17 protein-coding genes are annotated in these 16,819 nt (G+C 51.3%); 8 read left to right on the top strand and 9 right to left on the bottom strand.

Going from position 1 to position 16,819, the window contains the following annotated elements:
* Positions 1–2: 2 nt before the first annotated feature.
* Positions 3–2,225 carry a tRNA(Met) cytidine acetyltransferase TmcA gene (locus AB3G37_RS06140; RefSeq protein ID WP_369790036.1) on the top strand — a complete coding sequence of 741 codons (2,223 nt, stop codon included), beginning with the start codon at positions 3–5 and terminating at the stop codon, positions 2,223–2,225.
* Between the two features lie 183 nt (positions 2,226–2,408).
* The gene (gene ypfH, locus AB3G37_RS06145; RefSeq protein ID WP_369790037.1) at positions 2,409–3,035 is read left to right on the top strand and encodes an esterase; all 627 of its coding nucleotides are present in this window, start codon (positions 2,409–2,411) and stop codon (positions 3,033–3,035) included.
* 73 nt (positions 3,036–3,108) lie between these two features.
* Here the strand turns inward: ypfH and AB3G37_RS06150 are convergent, their stop codons facing one another.
* Genes AB3G37_RS06150 through AB3G37_RS06165 form a run of 4 tightly spaced genes read right to left on the bottom strand, consistent with a single transcriptional unit; the run spans position 3,109 to position 5,520 of the window.
* On the bottom strand, positions 3,109–3,300 hold the full coding sequence (locus tag AB3G37_RS06150) for a YpfN family protein (RefSeq protein ID WP_369790038.1): 192 nt from the start codon (positions 3,298–3,300) through the stop codon (positions 3,109–3,111).
* A gap of 40 nt (positions 3,301–3,340) precedes the next feature.
* A complete protein-coding gene (locus AB3G37_RS06155) occupies positions 3,341–4,021 on the bottom strand; it encodes a M15 family metallopeptidase (protein ID WP_369790039.1) in 681 nt (226 codons plus the stop codon).
* Entirely contained in the window at positions 4,018–5,145 is a 1,128-nt protein-coding gene (gene dapE / locus AB3G37_RS06160) for a succinyl-diaminopimelate desuccinylase (RefSeq protein WP_369790040.1), read from the bottom strand. Before dapE ends, AB3G37_RS06155 begins: the two co-directional genes overlap by 4 nt.
* A complete protein-coding gene (locus AB3G37_RS06165) occupies positions 5,146–5,520 on the bottom strand; it encodes an ArsC family reductase (protein WP_369790041.1) in 375 nt (124 codons plus the stop codon).
* Here AB3G37_RS06165 and AB3G37_RS06170 point away from each other — a divergent pair.
* Complete coding sequence (locus AB3G37_RS06170) at positions 5,519–5,656, top strand: hypothetical protein (RefSeq protein WP_369790042.1); 138 nt, start codon at positions 5,519–5,521, stop codon at positions 5,654–5,656. The genes AB3G37_RS06165 and AB3G37_RS06170 overlap by 2 nt on opposite strands.
* A 34-nt stretch (positions 5,657–5,690) precedes the next feature.
* On the opposite strand, the gene AB3G37_RS06175 is transcribed toward AB3G37_RS06170, so the two are convergent.
* Positions 5,691–6,395 carry a GntR family transcriptional regulator gene (locus tag AB3G37_RS06175; RefSeq protein WP_369790043.1) on the bottom strand — a complete coding sequence of 235 codons (705 nt, stop codon included), beginning with the start codon at positions 6,393–6,395 and terminating at the stop codon, positions 5,691–5,693.
* Between the two features lie 192 nt (positions 6,396–6,587).
* Here AB3G37_RS06175 and AB3G37_RS06180 point away from each other — a divergent pair, with 192 nt between their 5' ends.
* The gene (locus AB3G37_RS06180; RefSeq protein WP_369790044.1) at positions 6,588–7,478 is read left to right on the top strand and encodes a polysaccharide deacetylase; all 891 of its coding nucleotides are present in this window, start codon (positions 6,588–6,590) and stop codon (positions 7,476–7,478) included.
* A 121-nt stretch (positions 7,479–7,599) separates the two neighbouring features.
* Positions 7,600–8,898: an MFS transporter gene (locus tag AB3G37_RS06185; protein WP_369790045.1), complete on the top strand. Its 1,299-nt coding sequence runs from the start codon at positions 7,600–7,602 to the stop codon at positions 8,896–8,898.
* Positions 8,899–8,942: 44 nt separating this feature from the next.
* On the opposite strand, the gene AB3G37_RS06190 is transcribed toward AB3G37_RS06185, so the two are convergent.
* On the bottom strand, positions 8,943–9,389 hold the full coding sequence (locus AB3G37_RS06190; protein WP_369790046.1) for a GNAT family N-acetyltransferase: 447 nt from the start codon (positions 9,387–9,389) through the stop codon (positions 8,943–8,945).
* A gap of 245 nt (positions 9,390–9,634) precedes the next feature.
* Here AB3G37_RS06190 and ypfM point away from each other — a divergent pair, with 245 nt between their 5' ends.
* The gene (gene ypfM / locus AB3G37_RS06195; protein ID WP_139804174.1) at positions 9,635–9,694 is read left to right on the top strand and encodes a protein YpfM; all 60 of its coding nucleotides are present in this window, start codon (positions 9,635–9,637) and stop codon (positions 9,692–9,694) included.
* A gap of 358 nt (positions 9,695–10,052) precedes the next feature.
* On the opposite strand, the gene acrD is transcribed toward ypfM, so the two are convergent.
* Positions 10,053–13,211, bottom strand: coding sequence for a multidrug efflux RND transporter permease AcrD (gene acrD, locus AB3G37_RS06200; RefSeq protein ID WP_369790047.1), 3,159 nt, complete (start codon positions 13,209–13,211; stop codon positions 10,053–10,055).
* Positions 13,212–13,617: 406 nt separating this feature from the next.
* Between acrD and AB3G37_RS06205 the strand changes: the two genes are divergently transcribed.
* Positions 13,618–13,902, top strand: a complete 285-nt coding sequence (locus AB3G37_RS06205) for a helix-turn-helix domain-containing protein (protein ID WP_009638387.1) — start codon at positions 13,618–13,620, stop codon at positions 13,900–13,902.
* Positions 13,903–13,917: 15 nt separating this feature from the next.
* Here AB3G37_RS06205 and AB3G37_RS06210 read toward each other — a convergent pair whose 3' ends face one another.
* Positions 13,918–14,688, bottom strand: a complete 771-nt coding sequence (locus AB3G37_RS06210) for a response regulator (RefSeq protein WP_369790048.1) — start codon at positions 14,686–14,688, stop codon at positions 13,918–13,920.
* A 157-nt stretch (positions 14,689–14,845) separates the two neighbouring features.
* Between AB3G37_RS06210 and nudK the strand changes: the two genes are divergently transcribed.
* Positions 14,846–15,421 carry a GDP-mannose pyrophosphatase NudK gene (nudK, locus tag AB3G37_RS06215; protein ID WP_009638385.1) on the top strand — a complete coding sequence of 192 codons (576 nt, stop codon included), beginning with the start codon at positions 14,846–14,848 and terminating at the stop codon, positions 15,419–15,421.
* Between the two features lie 42 nt (positions 15,422–15,463).
* Here the strand turns inward: nudK and AB3G37_RS06220 are convergent, their stop codons facing one another.
* Positions 15,464–16,669 (bottom strand): hypothetical protein, encoded by a 1,206-nt coding sequence (locus AB3G37_RS06220; RefSeq protein ID WP_369790049.1) that lies wholly within the window; start codon positions 16,667–16,669, stop codon positions 15,464–15,466.
* Positions 16,670–16,819: the final 150 nt, after the last annotated feature.

Consider the following 16,819-nt stretch of genomic DNA (forward strand, 5'->3'; position numbering starts at 1 on the left):
GGATGAACCCCATCGAGCCTGAATCGCCGACCGCAAAACTGCTGTTTTCTCAGTTAATTGATTGCCAGCAGCAAATGTTGAAGCAGGGCGTGCGCAGGCTGCTGGTACTCAGCGGCGAATCAGACTGGGCCGCTGGGCTGGTATTAAAGTTGACTGGTCATTTTAGCGGCGACTGGCTGTGGATTAGCTCGCTGCCGCAGCCGGATTTTCGCACCCTGGAGCCTGAAAAGGTGAATCAGCTGCTTGGGCAAGAGTTTTTGCACGGTGTGTTTGATGCGCGAGAAGGGCTTAACGCCGAGGCACTGGCGGCATTCAGCGGCGTTTTGCAGGCGGGAAGCTGGCTTATCTTGCTCGCGCCTGCCTGGTCAACCTGGCCATTAATGCCGGATAACGACAGTCGCCGTTGGAGTGAACATCCCGAGGCAATAGCTACGCCACGATTTGTCAGCCGTTTTTGTGATTATTTACAGCAGGATAAACAAACTATTATCTGGCGACAGGGCGAGGCGTGCCAGCCGCAACTGCTGAAAGATACCGGCGATTGGTTTGCTCCCAAGGGTGCCCCGACCGAGCAGCAGCAAAGCATTCTTAACCTGCTGCTACAGGCTACCGAGGGAATTTTTGTACTCACTGCCGCGCGCGGTCGGGGAAAGTCAACGTTGGCCGGTATGTTGGTGCAGCACTGGAAAGGACTTTGTTGGCTCACTGCACCGGGCAAAGCCTCGACACGGCGTATTGCTGAACAAAGTCAGCAGGGCGCGCGGTTTTTTGCACCTGATGCGCTGCTGGCGCACTGTGAAAGTGGTGCGCCCCTCGACGCTGATTGGCTGCTGATTGATGAGGCGGCGGCCATTCCTGCGCCATTGCTTACTCGGCTGATTGCCTTTTTTCCTCGCGTATTGCTGACCACCACCGTGCAGGGTTATGAAGGTACTGGTCGAGGTTTTTTGCTAAAATTTTGTGCTTCGCTAGCAGAGTGGCATGATTTAAGGCTGGTGGATCCGATCCGCTGGGCGCAGCACGATCCGCTGGAAAGATTGATCAATAAAATTCTGCTATTTAACGAGCCGGATTTTACAGCAATAAAAAATGCCGCAGCAGGGAATGCTTCGACCGTAAACGCGAGTGCATCTCCAGAGCCTGAAAGCTGCTCAAATGCTCAAATTACTCCATCAAACATGGGCAGCGGCCTTGCTGCCAACGGGGAGAAACAGCCAGGCGATAAAATCATCGCTAATACTGCCGATAACCCATCGCTTATGAGTTTTACCTGGTTCGATGCAGCGGCGTGGGAAAATGATCCCAAGCTGCTTGCTGATTTTTATCATCTGTTAACCAGCGCCCATTACCGCACCTCGCCGATAGATCTGCGCCGCATGCTGGACGCGCCGGGTATGTCGTTCTCTGTGGCTAAACGAGGCGAGCATTTGGCCGCCGCGCTGTGGTTGGTGGAAGAGGGCGAACTTTGTCCTGCGCTGGCACATGAGGTCTGGGCGGGCAGGCGGCGGCCGCGCGGTAATCTGGTTGCCCAATCAATGGCGGCACACGGCGGATTCCCTGAAGCAGCCGTGCTGCATTCCCGACGAATTACCCGCATTGCTGTTGCCCCAGAGCACCGCAAACAGGGCGTGGGGCGCGCATTGGTTGAGCAGCAGCGCAAAATAGCCCGTGCTCAAGGGCTGGATTTCCTCTCGGTCAGCTTTGGTTTTACCGACGATTTGTGGCGATTTTGGCAACGTTGCGGTTTCAAGCTGGTGCGCGTTGGCAATCAGCGGGAGGCAAGCAGCGGATGTTTTGCCGCGATGGCGATTTTGCCGCTGAGCGCATCAGGGCAAACGTTTTGCCAGCAGGCAGTGCAACAATTTTTAAGAAATAGCCAACAGGTTCCCACAGAGGTGTCCGTTGCGCTTAATCAACACATTCACTCTCAAGATGACTCGAGTCTTAACGATGCCGACTGGCGCGAATTGTCCGGTTTCGCGTTTGCAAGTCGGTCCGTCGAGAGCAGTCGCGCTTCGTTGCTGCGGTTGCTGGACCAGTCATCGCTTTCTTTGCCTGCACTGCGTGCCAGTTTGCAGTCTCAAATGACGATGCCTGAGGTCGTTTCTTTGCTTGGATTGATTGGCAAAAAAGCGTTGCTTGAGCGCTGGCGTGTAGAAACCCGTCAGGCTTTAGAGCAATTGGATGCCAGGCAATGCAGCAGGTGGCGTGATTTTTCTGAATAAAAATTTGTTGGCAACAAGAAACGAGTGTTGATGAAGAGTACCGGCATTCAGGACATTGAAAAAATCAGTATGAGTTATTCAATAAAACCCTATTTTCCTCAATTTTCAGCCGCGTATAGTGAGGATATTCGTTGCCGTAATGAAACGGCGACACCTCTTTTAGCCAGTCACAGGAGTCCAGTTATGAGCCCGGATCACGTTATCGTTCAACAACCGCAGGGTCAGGCCGAGCAGCTGATTTTATTGTTTCATGGCGTGGGCGATAATCCGGTTTCAATGGGTGAGATAGGGCGCTATTTTACCCAGAGCTTCCCCGCGGCGCTGATTGTCTCTATCGGTAGTCCGTTTGCCTGTGATTTAGGGCAGGGGCGTCAATGGTTCTCAGTGCAGGGCGTGACTGAGCAGAATCGTCATCAGCGTATTGCCGAGTCGATGCCGTTATTTATCAAGACCGTGCGCGACTGGCAACATAAAAGTGGCATAAGTGCTGCAAATACTATTCTTATTGGCTTCTCGCAGGGATCGATCATGTCGCTGGAATCCACCAAGGTCGAGCACAATCTGGCCGGGCGTATTGTTTCCTTTAGCGGTCGATTCGCCAGTCTGCCGGAAACAGCAATCGCGTCAGAGACCACCGTCCATTTTATCCACGGACAAAGTGACCCGGTAATTGCTGCCAATAACGCGGTGATTGCGGCGGAGCGCCTGAAAGAGTTGGGTTGTGCCTGCACGCTGGATCTGGTACCGAAGGTGGCTCACGGTATCAGCCCGCAGATGATTAGCGCGGCAATTGAGAGATTACAGGCCTGAGAGTGAAATATGCGGCAGGGTAGTTCTCGCCTGCCGCCAGAGGTTTTAAAGGTTTAAAAAAACGTACCGGCTTTTACTTTTTCTTGTCCTTTGGCCAGTCGTCGTCTGCATCCCATTCGGCGTTGTTATCACGGTGCGGTGGGATCTCAGGCTTATCTTTCAGGTAAGCTTTCACATCGACCCGAAGCAGTTCTTTAATGCCGCTGATGAGTATGCCAGCCAAAATGATCAGCACTATCCACCAGTAATCTTTAATCCATTCCATAATTTCACTCCCTTACTGGTTATCCTGCGTTTGCGTAAAACTATTCGCCTGTTACAGGTGTAATTATAACGTATTGCTGGAAAATCCTCTGCAGTTGGCTGCTAATCCAGGCGTGTCCAGCGAGATCAACACCTTGCCACGCCTGTTCAAGCACTTTTGGAGTGAGTAACTTTTCGCACTGCTCGGCCAGCGGACGATAACTCAAGTGCCACGGCTCAACCGCCACGCCGCCGCTGTCGTGGCTAAATGGCCGATAAAAGCCGAACGATGCCATATTTTCATCCAGCCATTGGGTCAACGTATAAAAATATCCGCCGTGATCATACTCCCAAGGTTCAAGCTGGAGTTTGCCGTCTGCGGGCAACAGTGTGGGATCGTAAATGTCGAGATCGCTGCCCCAGTGATGGCGGCTGGCACCGGGCAGGGCTGACCAGCGCAGGATCAGCTCGCCTCGCTGGGAATCATCAAGTTCAGTGATATCTACCGGATGACTGTGGCTGTCTAACACTGGCCGCTCGCCGTGGAATTTGCCGTTCCAGATAGCCAGTTGCCGCTCGAAATCACGGAAAGTGCTGGCCGGATGCAGGTTAAATCCGGCCTTGGCCGCTGCGGCCTGCAACGCCAGAAAGGCTTGCACTGCCTCGGGTTGCAGGCGGTGATGAGCGGTGAGTTCAACCAGGTGCTCGGTGGAGCGCCCGGTCAGCATGGCGTGGCTGATCATCCGACCAACTGTTCCATAATGCGCTGATACATGCGGCTAAGCAGCTGCAAATCGGCTGCCTGAACGCATTCATTAATTTTATGGATTGAGGCATTAACTGGCCCCAACTCGACTACTTGCGCGCCCATCAAGGCGATAAAGCGGCCGTCTGAAGTGCCGCCGGTAGTTTGCAGATCCGGGGTAATCTCGCTGTAATGCTGCACGGCGTTAATCACTGCATCGACCAGCGCACCGCGAGGTGTCAGGAACGGCTGACCGGAAACGACCCAGTTAAGAGTATAATTTAGCTGATGTTTGTCCAGCAGCTCTGCAACACGTTGCTTGATCAGCGCATCGGTTAACTCAGTGCTAAAGCGGAAATTGAACTGCACGTAAAGTTCGCCGGGGATCACGTTATTGCTGCCAGTGCCGGCATTAATGTTGGCAATCTGCATGCTGGTCGGCGGGAAGAACTCGTTGCCGCGATCCCATTCGGTAGCGACCAACTCGTTAAGTGCAGGCATGGCCCGATGCACCGGGTTATCGGCCAGGTGCGGATAGGCCACGTGACCTTGCACGCCGTGAATTTGCAGATTGGCGGTCATTGAGCCACGGCGGCCATTCTTGACGATATCACCCACGCGAGTGGTGCTCGAAGGCTCGCCTACCAGGCAATAATCCATGCGCTCATTACGCGCCATCATGGCTTCAACCACCTTCACCGTGCCATTAACCGCGCTGGCCTCTTCGTCGGAAGTGATCAAAAACGCCAGACGGCCCTGATGATTTGGGTTTGCTGCAACAAAACGTTCCGCTGCAACCACCATCGAGGCCAGCGAGCCTTTCATGTCAGCAGCGCCGCGACCATACAGCATGCCATCGCGCAGAGCCGGTTCAAAAGGTGGGGTGATCCACAGCGCCGGATCGCCGGTTGGAACCACGTCGGTATGACCCGCAAAGGCTAACGTTTTGCCCTCACCGCGCGTTGCCCAGAAATTCAGCGTATCGCCGATGTTCATGGTTTCAATGTGAAAGCCAATAGCCTGCAAGCGGGCAATCAGGATTTCCTGACAGCCTGCATCATCAGGACTTAGGGAAGGGCGACGGATCAACTGTTGCGCAAGATCTAAAACCGGACAAATCATTTACTTCACCTCTGCAACAAATTGCGCATAGCTTTCAGATTTAAAGCCGAGCAGCGATTGTCCGCTGGCGGCGAGCAGGAAGGGGCGTTTAATGACCGCAGGATGTTCGAGCATCAATGCCTTGGCAGATTTGGCATTATCACAGGCGACGCGCACTGACTCGTCGAGCTTGCGCCAGGTAGTGCCACGGGTGTTGAGCAGCGCTTCCCAGCCCTGTTTATCGATAAGCATCTGAATCAGCGTCTCGTCGAGGCCATCAACGCGATAATCATGAAAATGCGCCTCAACGCCGTTATCTTCCAGCCAGCGGCGGGCTTTTTTAACGGTGTCGCAATTTTTGATGCCATAAATAATGAATGAGGAATTCTCTGCCATGCCTAAACAACCCCTAAGTGTTAACTCGCCCAATACCGGCAAAGGATTGGGCGAAAGAATAGCCAATGACGGGCTGCAAGCCGCTGTCTGTCGGCGTTTGCCTCCCGCAAAAATGATGCTTTACATAATGCTGTAAAACGCTGGCTGAATCTACCCTTGCGGCCCGCCGGTCAGGTGGTTTTCCTGCGCCGGGTGCGGCCGCTGGCTAATGCACCTCGGTTGCGCTCTTCAATAACCAATAGGGCTATCTCTCCCGAGGCTTCTGTATGTTCTCTCGCTCTTTGTGCCGCAGCCTCAGCGTTGCGCTGTTCAACGGCGCAAATAATGGCTCGCAGCTCGGCCATGCTTTTTTCGGCGCGTCCTGGCCAGCGGGTTGAGGAGAAGCGAAACAAAGCCAGTCGATTGAGCAGCGAAAACAGCGTCTGCCCGATGGCGACATTGCCGGTGCCTTCTGCCAGTACGTGATAGAAATCTGCTGAAGAGCTAATTACCAGCACCATGTCCTGCGTGTCGTGGCCCCGGCCAATATCTTCAACGGTTTGGCGCAGTCTGGCACACTGTTCGTCGCTGGCTCGCAGGGTAAACAACCGCGCTGCCTGGCTCTCCAGAATCCCCCTGAGTTCATAGATTGATCGCACTTCCTCGATGGAAAGCTGCGACACCATTGGCCCGCGATAGCGCACGGTGGTGATTAGGCCCTCAGCCTCCAGACTTCGAAAAGCTTCCCGCACCGCGCTGCGGCTCACGCCATTCAGTTCGCAAATTTCACGCTCGCGCAAAGGCTCACCGGGCAAAAAATCACCCACGGCGATCCCTAAGCGAATGCTGTCTTCAACCAGTTCCCTGGCACTTTGGGTTGTTTTTTGTTCTGACATGCTCAGAAAATCTCCACTGCAATACAATTTGCGTTTTTTCGTCAGACAATTTAAAACAGAATTGTCTGATGATTTTTACCGCTGTTTGAAAAAGCTTACAACAGATGCATAGACGCTTCGAGATGGCGGTAGCAGAAATTCCGCACGAAATGTTTTTGCTATCTGAAACGCATACCTAAGAGGAACCGCAAAATGTCACAACCCTGGACTTGGCCGGAAAGCGAATGGCGTGGATATGTCAACAAAGTACGCGCCGGGCAACCACTAAAGGCTGCATGGCCGGACAATAACAAAATTGCTGTCGCGCTCTCCTTCGACAGCGATCATGAAACTATTCCTCTGCGCGATGGCGAAACCTCTCCCGGACGCATGGCGGCGGGCGAGTACGGCGCGCGGGTAGGTATTGGTCGTATTCTTAACCTGCTGGAGAAATACGGCGCTCCGGCCTCGTTTTATCTTCCTGCGGTTTGCGCGCTGCTGCGGCCAGACGAGAGCAAGACTTACGTGGCGGCGGGACATGAGGTGGGCATTCACGGCTGGATCCACGAGCGTAACTCGCTGCTCGATTACGCCACCGAACGCGATTTGATGCTGCGTGCCGCCGACGTGCTGGAAAAAACCTCCGGCGTTCGCCCGGTCGGTATTCGGACGCCATCCTGGGATTATTCGCCTTACACGTTGCAAATTATTCGTGAAATGGGGCTGATTTATGACTCCTCCCTGATGGCCGACGACGAGCCTTACGAGCTGATAGAAGAGGGCGTGGCGACCGGCGTGGTTGAAATTCCGGTCGAATGGATCCGCGATGATGCCCCGTATTTCACCATGGACCGCTTTAACTCGATTCGTCCGCATACCAAGCCGCGCGACGTGCTGGAAATCTGGACTGACGAATTTAACCAGGCTTATAAAGAGGGCGGCGTATTTCAACTGACCATGCATCCACACGTCATTGGGCATCGTTCCAGAATGGTGATCCTCGACGAGCTGATGCAGCACATTACCTCGCACGCAGGGGTGTGGTTTACCACTCACGCCGGGTTGGCCAACCATGTCGGCAAGCAGTTAAAAAACAGCAAATAGTTTCAATAACGCCGAGCGAATAATTATTCAATAAAAGAGCGGCGAATTATCATAATAAAAACAAAGATTTACATTTAGGCGTCAACAGCGGGAAACACTTTAATTCAGAGAGGGTTTTAGGATGGTAGCAACCGAAGCTTCAATTGATTCGCCTCATAAATTTACTGCACACCAGAAGAAAGTCGTTTTTGCCGCAGCGATTGGTAATGTCGTGGAATGGGTTGACTGGGGTCTGTACGCGGTTTTCGTCAAGCTTATTTCACAAGAGTTTTTCCCTGCGGGCGATAGTGTCGCCAGTCTGCTGACCACGTTGGGTTTCTTTGCGATTGGTTTTATCATGCGTCCGGTCGGCGCGGCGATTCTTGGCGCTTACGCTGACAAGTTTGGCCGCAAGAAAGGGCTGATTCTGAGTATCAGCATGATGTCTGGTTCCGCGCTGGTGATGGCGTTGACACCAAGCTATGCAGTGATCGGCGTGTGGGCGACGGCAATTTTGCTGCTTTGTCGTTTGGTTCAAGGCTTCTCTGCCGGTGGCGAATTTGGTTCTTCTTCGGCGCTGCTGGTGGAGTCAGCAGGCAAGGGGCGTCGCGCATTTGCCGGTTCATGGCAACAGGTTTCAGTAGCAGGCGGCACGCTGATTGCCTCATTTATGGGTACCACTTTTACCTGGTTTTTATCACCAGAATCATTGCTGGACTGGGGTTGGCGGCTGGCGTTTATCGTCGGCGCTGCGCTGGGGTTAATTGGTATCTGGCTGCGCGTAACGGTGAACGAAACCGAGGCGTTTATCAAACATAAACCCGCGGTAACATCACAGGTTCATCCATTAAAAGCGATGCTGGTTCATCATCCTAAAGCCGCTCTGCGGGTTGCGGGAATTACTATTGCCGGAACGCTGACCTATTATATCTGGCTGAATTATCTGCCAACTTACGCCAATATCACCACCGGCATTCCGTTGAAAGACGCCTTTTTGTCGCAAACTATCAGTATCGCGGTATTCATGGTGCTGTTGCCTTTTGCCGGAATGCTTTCCGACAAGATAGGCCGCAAGAAAACGCTGAGTGCCTTTGCTATCGGCTTCATTTTATTCTCTTATCCACTGCTGGCGATGCTGAATAATAATTTCTGGAGCCTGCTGTTTGTTCAGCTGGTCGGAATTATCTTCTTGCTAGGTTATTCGTGTAATTGCGCGGCGATTATGGCTGAACAGTTTCCTCCGGAAGTCAGGGCGACAGGAATTGCGCTGCCTTACGCACTGGCGGTGGCAATATTTGGCGGCACCGCACCTTATATAACTACCTGGATGCACTTTAACGGTTTTATCAATTATATCTGGCTCTATGTGGCAGTAGCCGCATTGATATCGCTGATTGTATATATGCGTATGCCGGAAACCAACAACGCTGATTTTGAATAAAGTCTGGCTCCCGTAGCGTATTTCGGTTACGGGTAATAAAAAACCTATGCCGGAGAGGGAATATAGCCTTTTTGACTCAGAAAAGTCAGGGCCTCTCCTTCGGCATAGGTCATTGCGGTAAGCAGCGGGTGAAAGCTAAAGCGTTTATAGAATTCAATTTTATCCGGCACGGCGTAAATAATCACTTTACCAAATGGCGTTAAATCCTGCATTACCCTGCGCATTAATGCGCCACCAAAACCTCGCCCCTGATAATCAGGATGGATAGCTACGTCGCTCAGATAAGAAACCGAAGTGAAGTCACTGATGGCGCGAGCAGAGGCGATGAGCTCGCCATCGAGATAACCCAGATAGCGGAACTGGCTGTGGGAAAATCCGCGCTCCAGCTTGGCTAAATCGCGTTTGTTGAGGCCGCTAAGCTCAAGAATATCGGCCAGACGCTGCCAGTCTACTGATCCAATATTCTCGTTACTGATTATCTCAAAAGTCATTGCGGCGATCTCTCTGCAAGTCGTGTAGGGTTTTTTGAACCCTCGGGTGGCTAATAAAATGTTTATTGTTCAAACATTAGCCGTAATATCTGCCTCAGGCAATAGGGATCCTGCATACTTTTACTTCAACGGCAGCACAACGTTACCGGATGTATAAGCGTGATCGACGTGTCATTATCGGAATAAACTGTTTGTCTGCTTAAATATTGCTCGTATAATCCCCTGCGTTAATCAAGGGGAGTATTATGGTCGAGCAAGAGTTAGGTAATTGGAAAGACTTTATCGAAGCTATGCTGCGTGGTTAATAACAGCAGTTTGCCAAGATAAAGTTAATAACAAGATCCTGTAGTTACATCAGATTTCATCCGTGAAAAACCGATATAGCCATCATCATCTTGTGAGCCTTGCCAAAAATGTTGATATAAACAACAGGCAGGTGATGAAAAATGGTATTTGAAACGCTTTATTTTCAATTGCTTCAAAACACCAGATAACTAATAAATAACTTTTTATTAACAAAAGGCGCTAATTAAATTAGCGCCTTTTTTATATCCAGAAAACGATTTCCTTAAAACAACGGTCGGGCCTTAATTCATAAACTTATTCTCATAACCTTATGAATCAGCTCATTGGTACATTGCCCTGACAAAATTCCTATCGCCTTCACGGATCCGGTGTGGTTTCTATGATCTCATTAATCAGCGTTGGGTGTTCATGCTTGCCCGGAAAACGACGGCGCACCAGTACGAAGAATAGCGGAACAAAGAATATCGCCAGCACCGTGGCTGAAATCATCCCGCCAATAACCCCAGTGCCGACCGCATGTTGACTTCCCGAACCCGCACCCTGGCTGGTGGCCATCGGCAGGACGCCAAAAATAAACGCCAGCGAAGTCATCAGGATTGGTCGCAGTCGCATGCGCGAGGCTTCAAGCGTGGCCTCAAGCAGCGCTTTGCCCCGCACGTTGAGGTCGTTGGCGAATTCAACAATCAGGATGGCGTTCTTCGCCGACAGCCCGATAATAGTCAGCATCCCAACCTGGAAATAGACGTCGTTTTCAAGACCGCGCAGGTAGGTCGCGATAACCGCGCCGATTACCCCCAGCGGCACCACCAGCATCACTGAGAACGGAATCGACCAGCTTTCATACAGCGCAGCCAGACACAGGAACACCACGAGCAGAGAAATAGCATACAAAGCGGGGGCCTGCGAGCCGGACAGCCTTTCCTGATACGACATACCGGTCCATTCGAGTCCAATTCCGGTAGGTAATTTTGCCACCAGTTTTTCCATTTCGTCCATCGAAGCCCCGCTGCTGACGCCTTTAGCCGCCTCACCGACGATTTCCAGCGACGAAGCGCCGTTATAACGTTCAAGACGCGGCGAGCCAGTTTGCCAATGCGAGCTGGTAAAGGCCGAAAACGGTACCATCGTGCCCGTGGTATTGCGCACGTACCAGCGATTAACGTCGTCGGGCAACATGCGGAAGGGGGCATCAGCCTGTACATAAACTTTCTTCACGCGCCCGCGATCGACAAAGTCATTCACATAGGTTGAACCCCACGCTGTACTCAGAGTGCTGTTAATTTCGGAAATACTCAGACCTAACGCCTGCGCCTTGTGCTGGTCGATATCAATCTGCAACTGTGGGCTGTCATCCAGGCCGTTGTGGCGCACGCGAGACAGCAGCGGACTTTTGCCTGCCATATCCAGCAGGGAGTCTCGTGCGGCCATCAGTTTGGCGTGGCCTAAACCTGCGTGATCTTCCAGCTCCATATCAAAACCAGAGGAGTTGCCCAGTCCATTAATTGCCGGAGGGCTGCTGGCAATAATCCTCGCGTCGTTATATTTGCTCTTGCTGAACTCTTTGGTGGCACGGTCAATGATATCAAACGAAGTATTTGCTCCAGAGGTGCGATCGTCCCAGTCAGCCAGGCGCACAAACATACGTGCGACGTTTTGCCCGTTACCACCCGGCCCTGAGCCGATGGTTGAGAACACCGACAGCACGTCTTTTTTCTCGTGGGTCAGGAAATATTGTTCAACCCGAGACACCACATGGGTGGTTTGCGCCATGGTCGAACCAGGCGGTAGCTGGATTTGTACGGTGAAAACGCCACGGTCTTCCTGTGGCAGGAAAGAGGTTGGTAGTTTAACGAACATAAAACCCAGGGCCACGACCAGCAGCAGATACACCAACATGTAGCGGAAGCCGTGATGCAAGATGCGACCAACGCCGTGCTCATAGCGACGGGCGTTTTTATCAAACATGCGGTTAAACCAGCCGAAAAATCCGCGTTTTCCGTGATGATGACCCTTGGCGATCGGTTTTAAAATCGTGGAACACAGTGCCGGGGTCAGGGTCAGTGCGACAAACACGGAAAGCACCATCGCGGCAACAATGGTCACCGAGAACTGACGGTAAATCGCCCCGGTGGTGCCGCCAAAAAACGCCATTGGCACGAATACCGCCGACAGCACCATGGTGATCCCCACCAGCGCACTCTGAATTTGCCCCATCGATTTGCGTGTCGCGTCGCGCGGGCTGAGTCCTTCCTCACTCATGACCCTTTCAACGTTTTCAACCACCACGATGGCGTCATCGACCAGCAACCCGATTGCCAGCACCATCGCGAACATCGTCAAGGTATTGATACTGTAACCAAGCTGATGCAGCACCACGAAAGTCCCCAGCAAAACCACCGGTACGGCAATGGTCGGGATAAGCGTGGCGCGGAAGTTTTGCAGGAACAGATACATCACTAAAAATACCAGCACGATAGCTTCAAACAGCGTTTTCACTACGTCGGTGATTGCCGCTTTGACAAACGGGGTAGTTTCATAGGCAATTTCGGTTTTTAGCCCGTGCGGGAAATACTGCGAAAGTTCTTTAATCTTGGCTCGCACGGCGGTATCGGTTTGCAGTTCATTGGCGCCAGAAGCCAGCTGCACCCCCATCCCGGAAGCCGGTTGGCCGTTATAGCGGCTGTCGAAGTTATAGTTTTCGGCACCGAGTCCAACGGTAGCAACCTGACCCAGAGTCACGTCCGAACCGTCGGCGTTTACCCGCAACGTAATATCGCGAAACTGCTGCGGCGTTTGCAGCTGTGACTGGGCGTTGACCGTGGCGTTCAGCGCCTGCTGGTCCACCGCTGGCGTACCGCCCAGCTGGCCCACGGCGACCTGACTGTTCTGGTTTTCAATCGCGGTAACGACGTCAGAAGTGGTCAGGCTGTAGTTGTTGAGCTTGTTGGGGTCCAGCCAGATACGCATTGCGTACTGCGTGCCATAGGCGTTGATGGTGCCGACGCCGTCAACGCGGCTGATCGGGTCTTGAAGATTCGAGGCGACATAGTCGGAGATATCCTGCTTGCTCATACTGCCGTCGGTCGACACAAAAGCAACCATCATCAGGTTGGTATCACCGGTTTTTGATACGGTTACCCCCTGACTTTGCACCGTTTGCGGCAGGCGTTTCAGCGCCTGTTGCAGCTGGTTTTGTACCTGTTGCAAGGCCTCGTTCGGGTCAGTGCCTGCCACAAAACTCAGGGTAATCTGTGCCTTACCGTCATTACTGCTCTGCGACGACATATACATCAGGTTATCGAGGCCGGTCATGTTCTGCTCGATTATCTGCGTCACGGTATTTTCTACAATCGTGGCCGACGCCCCCGGATATTGGGCGGTAATACGGACGTTAGGCGGCGCAAGAGCAGGATATTGCTCAACCGGCAGGTCATAAATGGCCAAAGCCCCTGCCAGAGAAATGATGATCGCCAATACCCAGGCAAAAATTGGGCGATCGATAAAGAAGTTAGCCATGTCTCACAAACCTCGTAATCATGCTCTAACCTCTGTCTTTCAGCTTCGATGTGCCGCAACGTGAAACCCAGAAGTTATAAGCGATGATTAACATCAGGAAATAATAAAAGATCTTTTCTAATAAATTAGCCTACTTTTATGTCACCACATCCTGGTGGTTGCGCAATTTTTTGCAACACTTGCTTGCGGATTAGTGTCACGATCAGGCTAAAAAAGAGGCCTGTACGCCTGAGCACTTTACCTTTAATCACCGGTAAAAACGTGGAGAAAAAAAGGAGATGTTGTAAAAAAGCTTGCTACGAAGGTGTTTACTTCTTTGACAGACTCAAATGACTCAGTTATTTAAGAAAGTAACAATGTATTCATAAAAACTATTTACTCATAAAAATAAGCAGAGAGTAGAACTATGCTGAATTCCGTTTTTGCCCGTCGGCTGTATTTATGTTGGTTGATTGAAAATAATGAGCGCCCTAATGTCCCAAATTTAATGGCGCTAAGCGGTTGGCCGCGACGGACACTGCAGGACGTATTAAAGGCGTTGCCGGGAATGGGGGTAGAGCTTAATTTTATTCAGCAGGGCGTGCGAAACAACGATGGTTATTACCAGATTGCCCACTGGGGTCCGTTGAACCCGCAGTGGATAGCCAGTCATCGCGAGCAGATCCTCGCGGCTATCGATTCCCAGGGGTAAGCCTGATAATCGCGTTTAGGCCCTGGACTCGAGAAATATTACCGTTGCGGCTACGCGAGAGCGGACATCAAGCTTGCGTAGCACGTTGCGAATATGCACCTTGACGGTTTCTTCTGAAATAGACAGTTCGCGAGCGACTTCTTTATTCGACTGTCCTTTAGCCACCTCGTTCAGTACGCAGGTTTCCCGGTCAGTTAACTTCTCCAGGGGGTTTACCTTATTATTTTCGGCCACCACTGAATTTTGCATTTCCTCGCTCAGATAGTTATTACCCTGAGCCGTCAGCTGAATTTGCTCAAGTAAATACTCGGGCTTACTGTCTTTGAGCAGATAGGCGTCGGCACCGGCGTTGATCAGGTTGGCGATATCACAAGGAGAGTCCGAAAAGGTCAGAATAATGATTTTTGCGGCACAACCTTCGGCGCGTAGGGCGTTTAGCGTCTCAAGCCCGGACATATCCGGCATATTAAGATCGAGAATAATCAGGTCAAGGTCGGTCATTCTTGCTGCCGCAAGGGCTTCAATACCCCCATTGGCCGTCGCCACTACATGCAGATTCGGCGAAAGCCCCAGCATCTGCTCTACGGCACGGATCATCAGTGGATGATCATCGACAATCATGACTTTATAATGTCTATCTAAAGAGTTGTTAAATAATGAGTTACTCGCTAGCGAGTGATGGGCCGATGAGAGATAAGCCGCCGAATGATTATCTGAGGATTGCTTATTTGTGGTACTGAAAGTCGCCGCGGATTTAGTAAAAAACGCAGGATATTGATCTGCCATGCTATTGCTCCCTTTTAGCTACTGCCTTCATCCATTATCAAGAGCATACTGGCTATATAATATTTATCAATATTAGGTTCATTCGTAGTTAATGTTCCTTACGTAATCTTTGCAGTGCATTTAGTATTAAGACTCCTGTTATTCACCTAGAGGCGCTATGACTGTCAAAATCGAAATTATCAAAGATAAATTGCTGTCCGATAACTGGTTCACGCTGCGTAATTACAGCTACGTGCTGGAAAAAAAAGACGGCAGTAAGATTGAGCATAAACGCGAGGTCTATGACCGTGGCAATGGCGCGACAATTTTGCTGTATAACCGCAATAAACAAACAGTGCTGCTGGTTCGCCAGTTCCGGATGCCTATTTATCTTAACGGCAACACTAACGGCATGTTGATTGAAACCTGTGCCGGCCTGCTTGATGACGATTCGCCGGAAGACTGCATCCGCAAAGAGGCGATTGAAGAGACGGGCTATCAGGTAGGTGCGGTCGCCAAACTGTTTGAGCTTTATATGTCACCCGGCGGTGTTACCGAGATTATTCATTTCTTTGCTGCGGAATATGACGATAGCAGGCGCGAAAATGATGGCGGCGGGGTTGAAGATGAAGATATCGAGGTGCTGGAAGTGCCATTCAGCCAGGCGCTGGAGATGATTAAAAATGGAGAAATCAAGGACGGTAAAGCGGTGATTTTGTTGCAGTATGCGCAAATAAACGGTCTGCTGGACTAAACTGCGTGACCGAATTCAAGGTTCGGTCACAGTAAGTTCCATTTATTGCGGTAGTGCCAGCGGCACGCCGCCCTGATGTTGACTGCGAGTGGACCAGGGTAAAACTGACCAGCTGGTTCCCTCACAGTCGCGCATTGCCCGCGCAAAAGAAGGGCCGAAATGGATACCTTTGGCGGTGAGATACCACGACGGGAAGTACCAAATCTCGGCATCGCTATAGTCACAGTCATCGTCACCCCTGGGCTTTTGCATCTCATGAGGATAAAGCTGTTTAAACTGCGTAATTAGCCACGGGGCAAAATTCTTTTCGCGATAGTTTGAATAATCGTCGAATCCCACGCTGTTGCTGTTTTGATCGGCGTGATCGTCAGCGTACATATAATGGAACGGCTTATCTTTACCAATCCACAAAATATCCTCCAACGACAGCGGGTTACCGGTTTTGGCATTAAGATTTAGCGGCGAGTCGCCAAAGTCTGGATGCGCACCGCCACAGCTGTAGCTGGTGGAAATTTTAACGCTGACCGCCGTGCTGGATAACAGCTCCGGCGTGACGGTTTGTTCGAATTCACCAGAGCCAAACTGGCTGGCACCCAGCATGCAGCTGTGGTAATCGATCACCTCTTGCCACAGTCGGGCGGTCAAATGCTGATTGATGGCGCTGAGTTGAGCCTCAGGATAACCGTCTGCCAGAGTAAACAACGAAATATTGGACTGCGGTTCGTGCCACCATTGCAGCTGGTGCCCCATAAAACTCTGCTGTTTGCCTTTCTTCAGCGACAGCTCGCTGAGGCGCAGGTACTCATAAGGTGAATCATGGATCAGTCGAGTCAGAAAGGCATCGGGATTGGTTTCAGGAAGCTTTGCCGGAGTCAATTCAATCGGCATGATTTTTCCCTGAGGATTTGACCAGGTTCCCTGCCAGCCTGATTTGCCATCGGATTGAAGTCTGAGAATAGGGCGAGGGGTGTCGTTGAAGTCATCCATTCCCTCCTGCAAACTTAAATCGCCGTCCTCCAGACTGCCATTGAGTGGCAGGTCGAGATGGTATTTTTGATAAAAGTACCGGCCGGTGATCGCTTCTGGCTTATTTAAGTCCAGCTCCATGACCACTGCAGAGGTGCCGATAGTTCCGGTCAGCACCACAGGAGGCTCTTCCGCCATCGCGGAGGTAGAGAGCAGTGAAAGCATCAACAGGATTATTTTTGTTTTAATTTTTAGTAAACCAAAGTCGTTACCTTTCGCCATCCCTAATGCACCTTTTAAATATATGACTGCTGCTCACAGTAGAATATCAGCTTCGATTGTGCTTAAGCGTATAACAGCGCAACAAAACGTGTTTATGACACGACACCTGTAACTATTTCATTGTCCTGCGTCAGTATCGCAGCCAGTTTG

It is taken from the genome of Rouxiella sp. WC2420 (genome assembly GCF_041200025.1).
In the GTDB taxonomy this organism is placed as follows: Bacteria; Pseudomonadota; Gammaproteobacteria; order Enterobacterales; family Enterobacteriaceae; genus Rouxiella.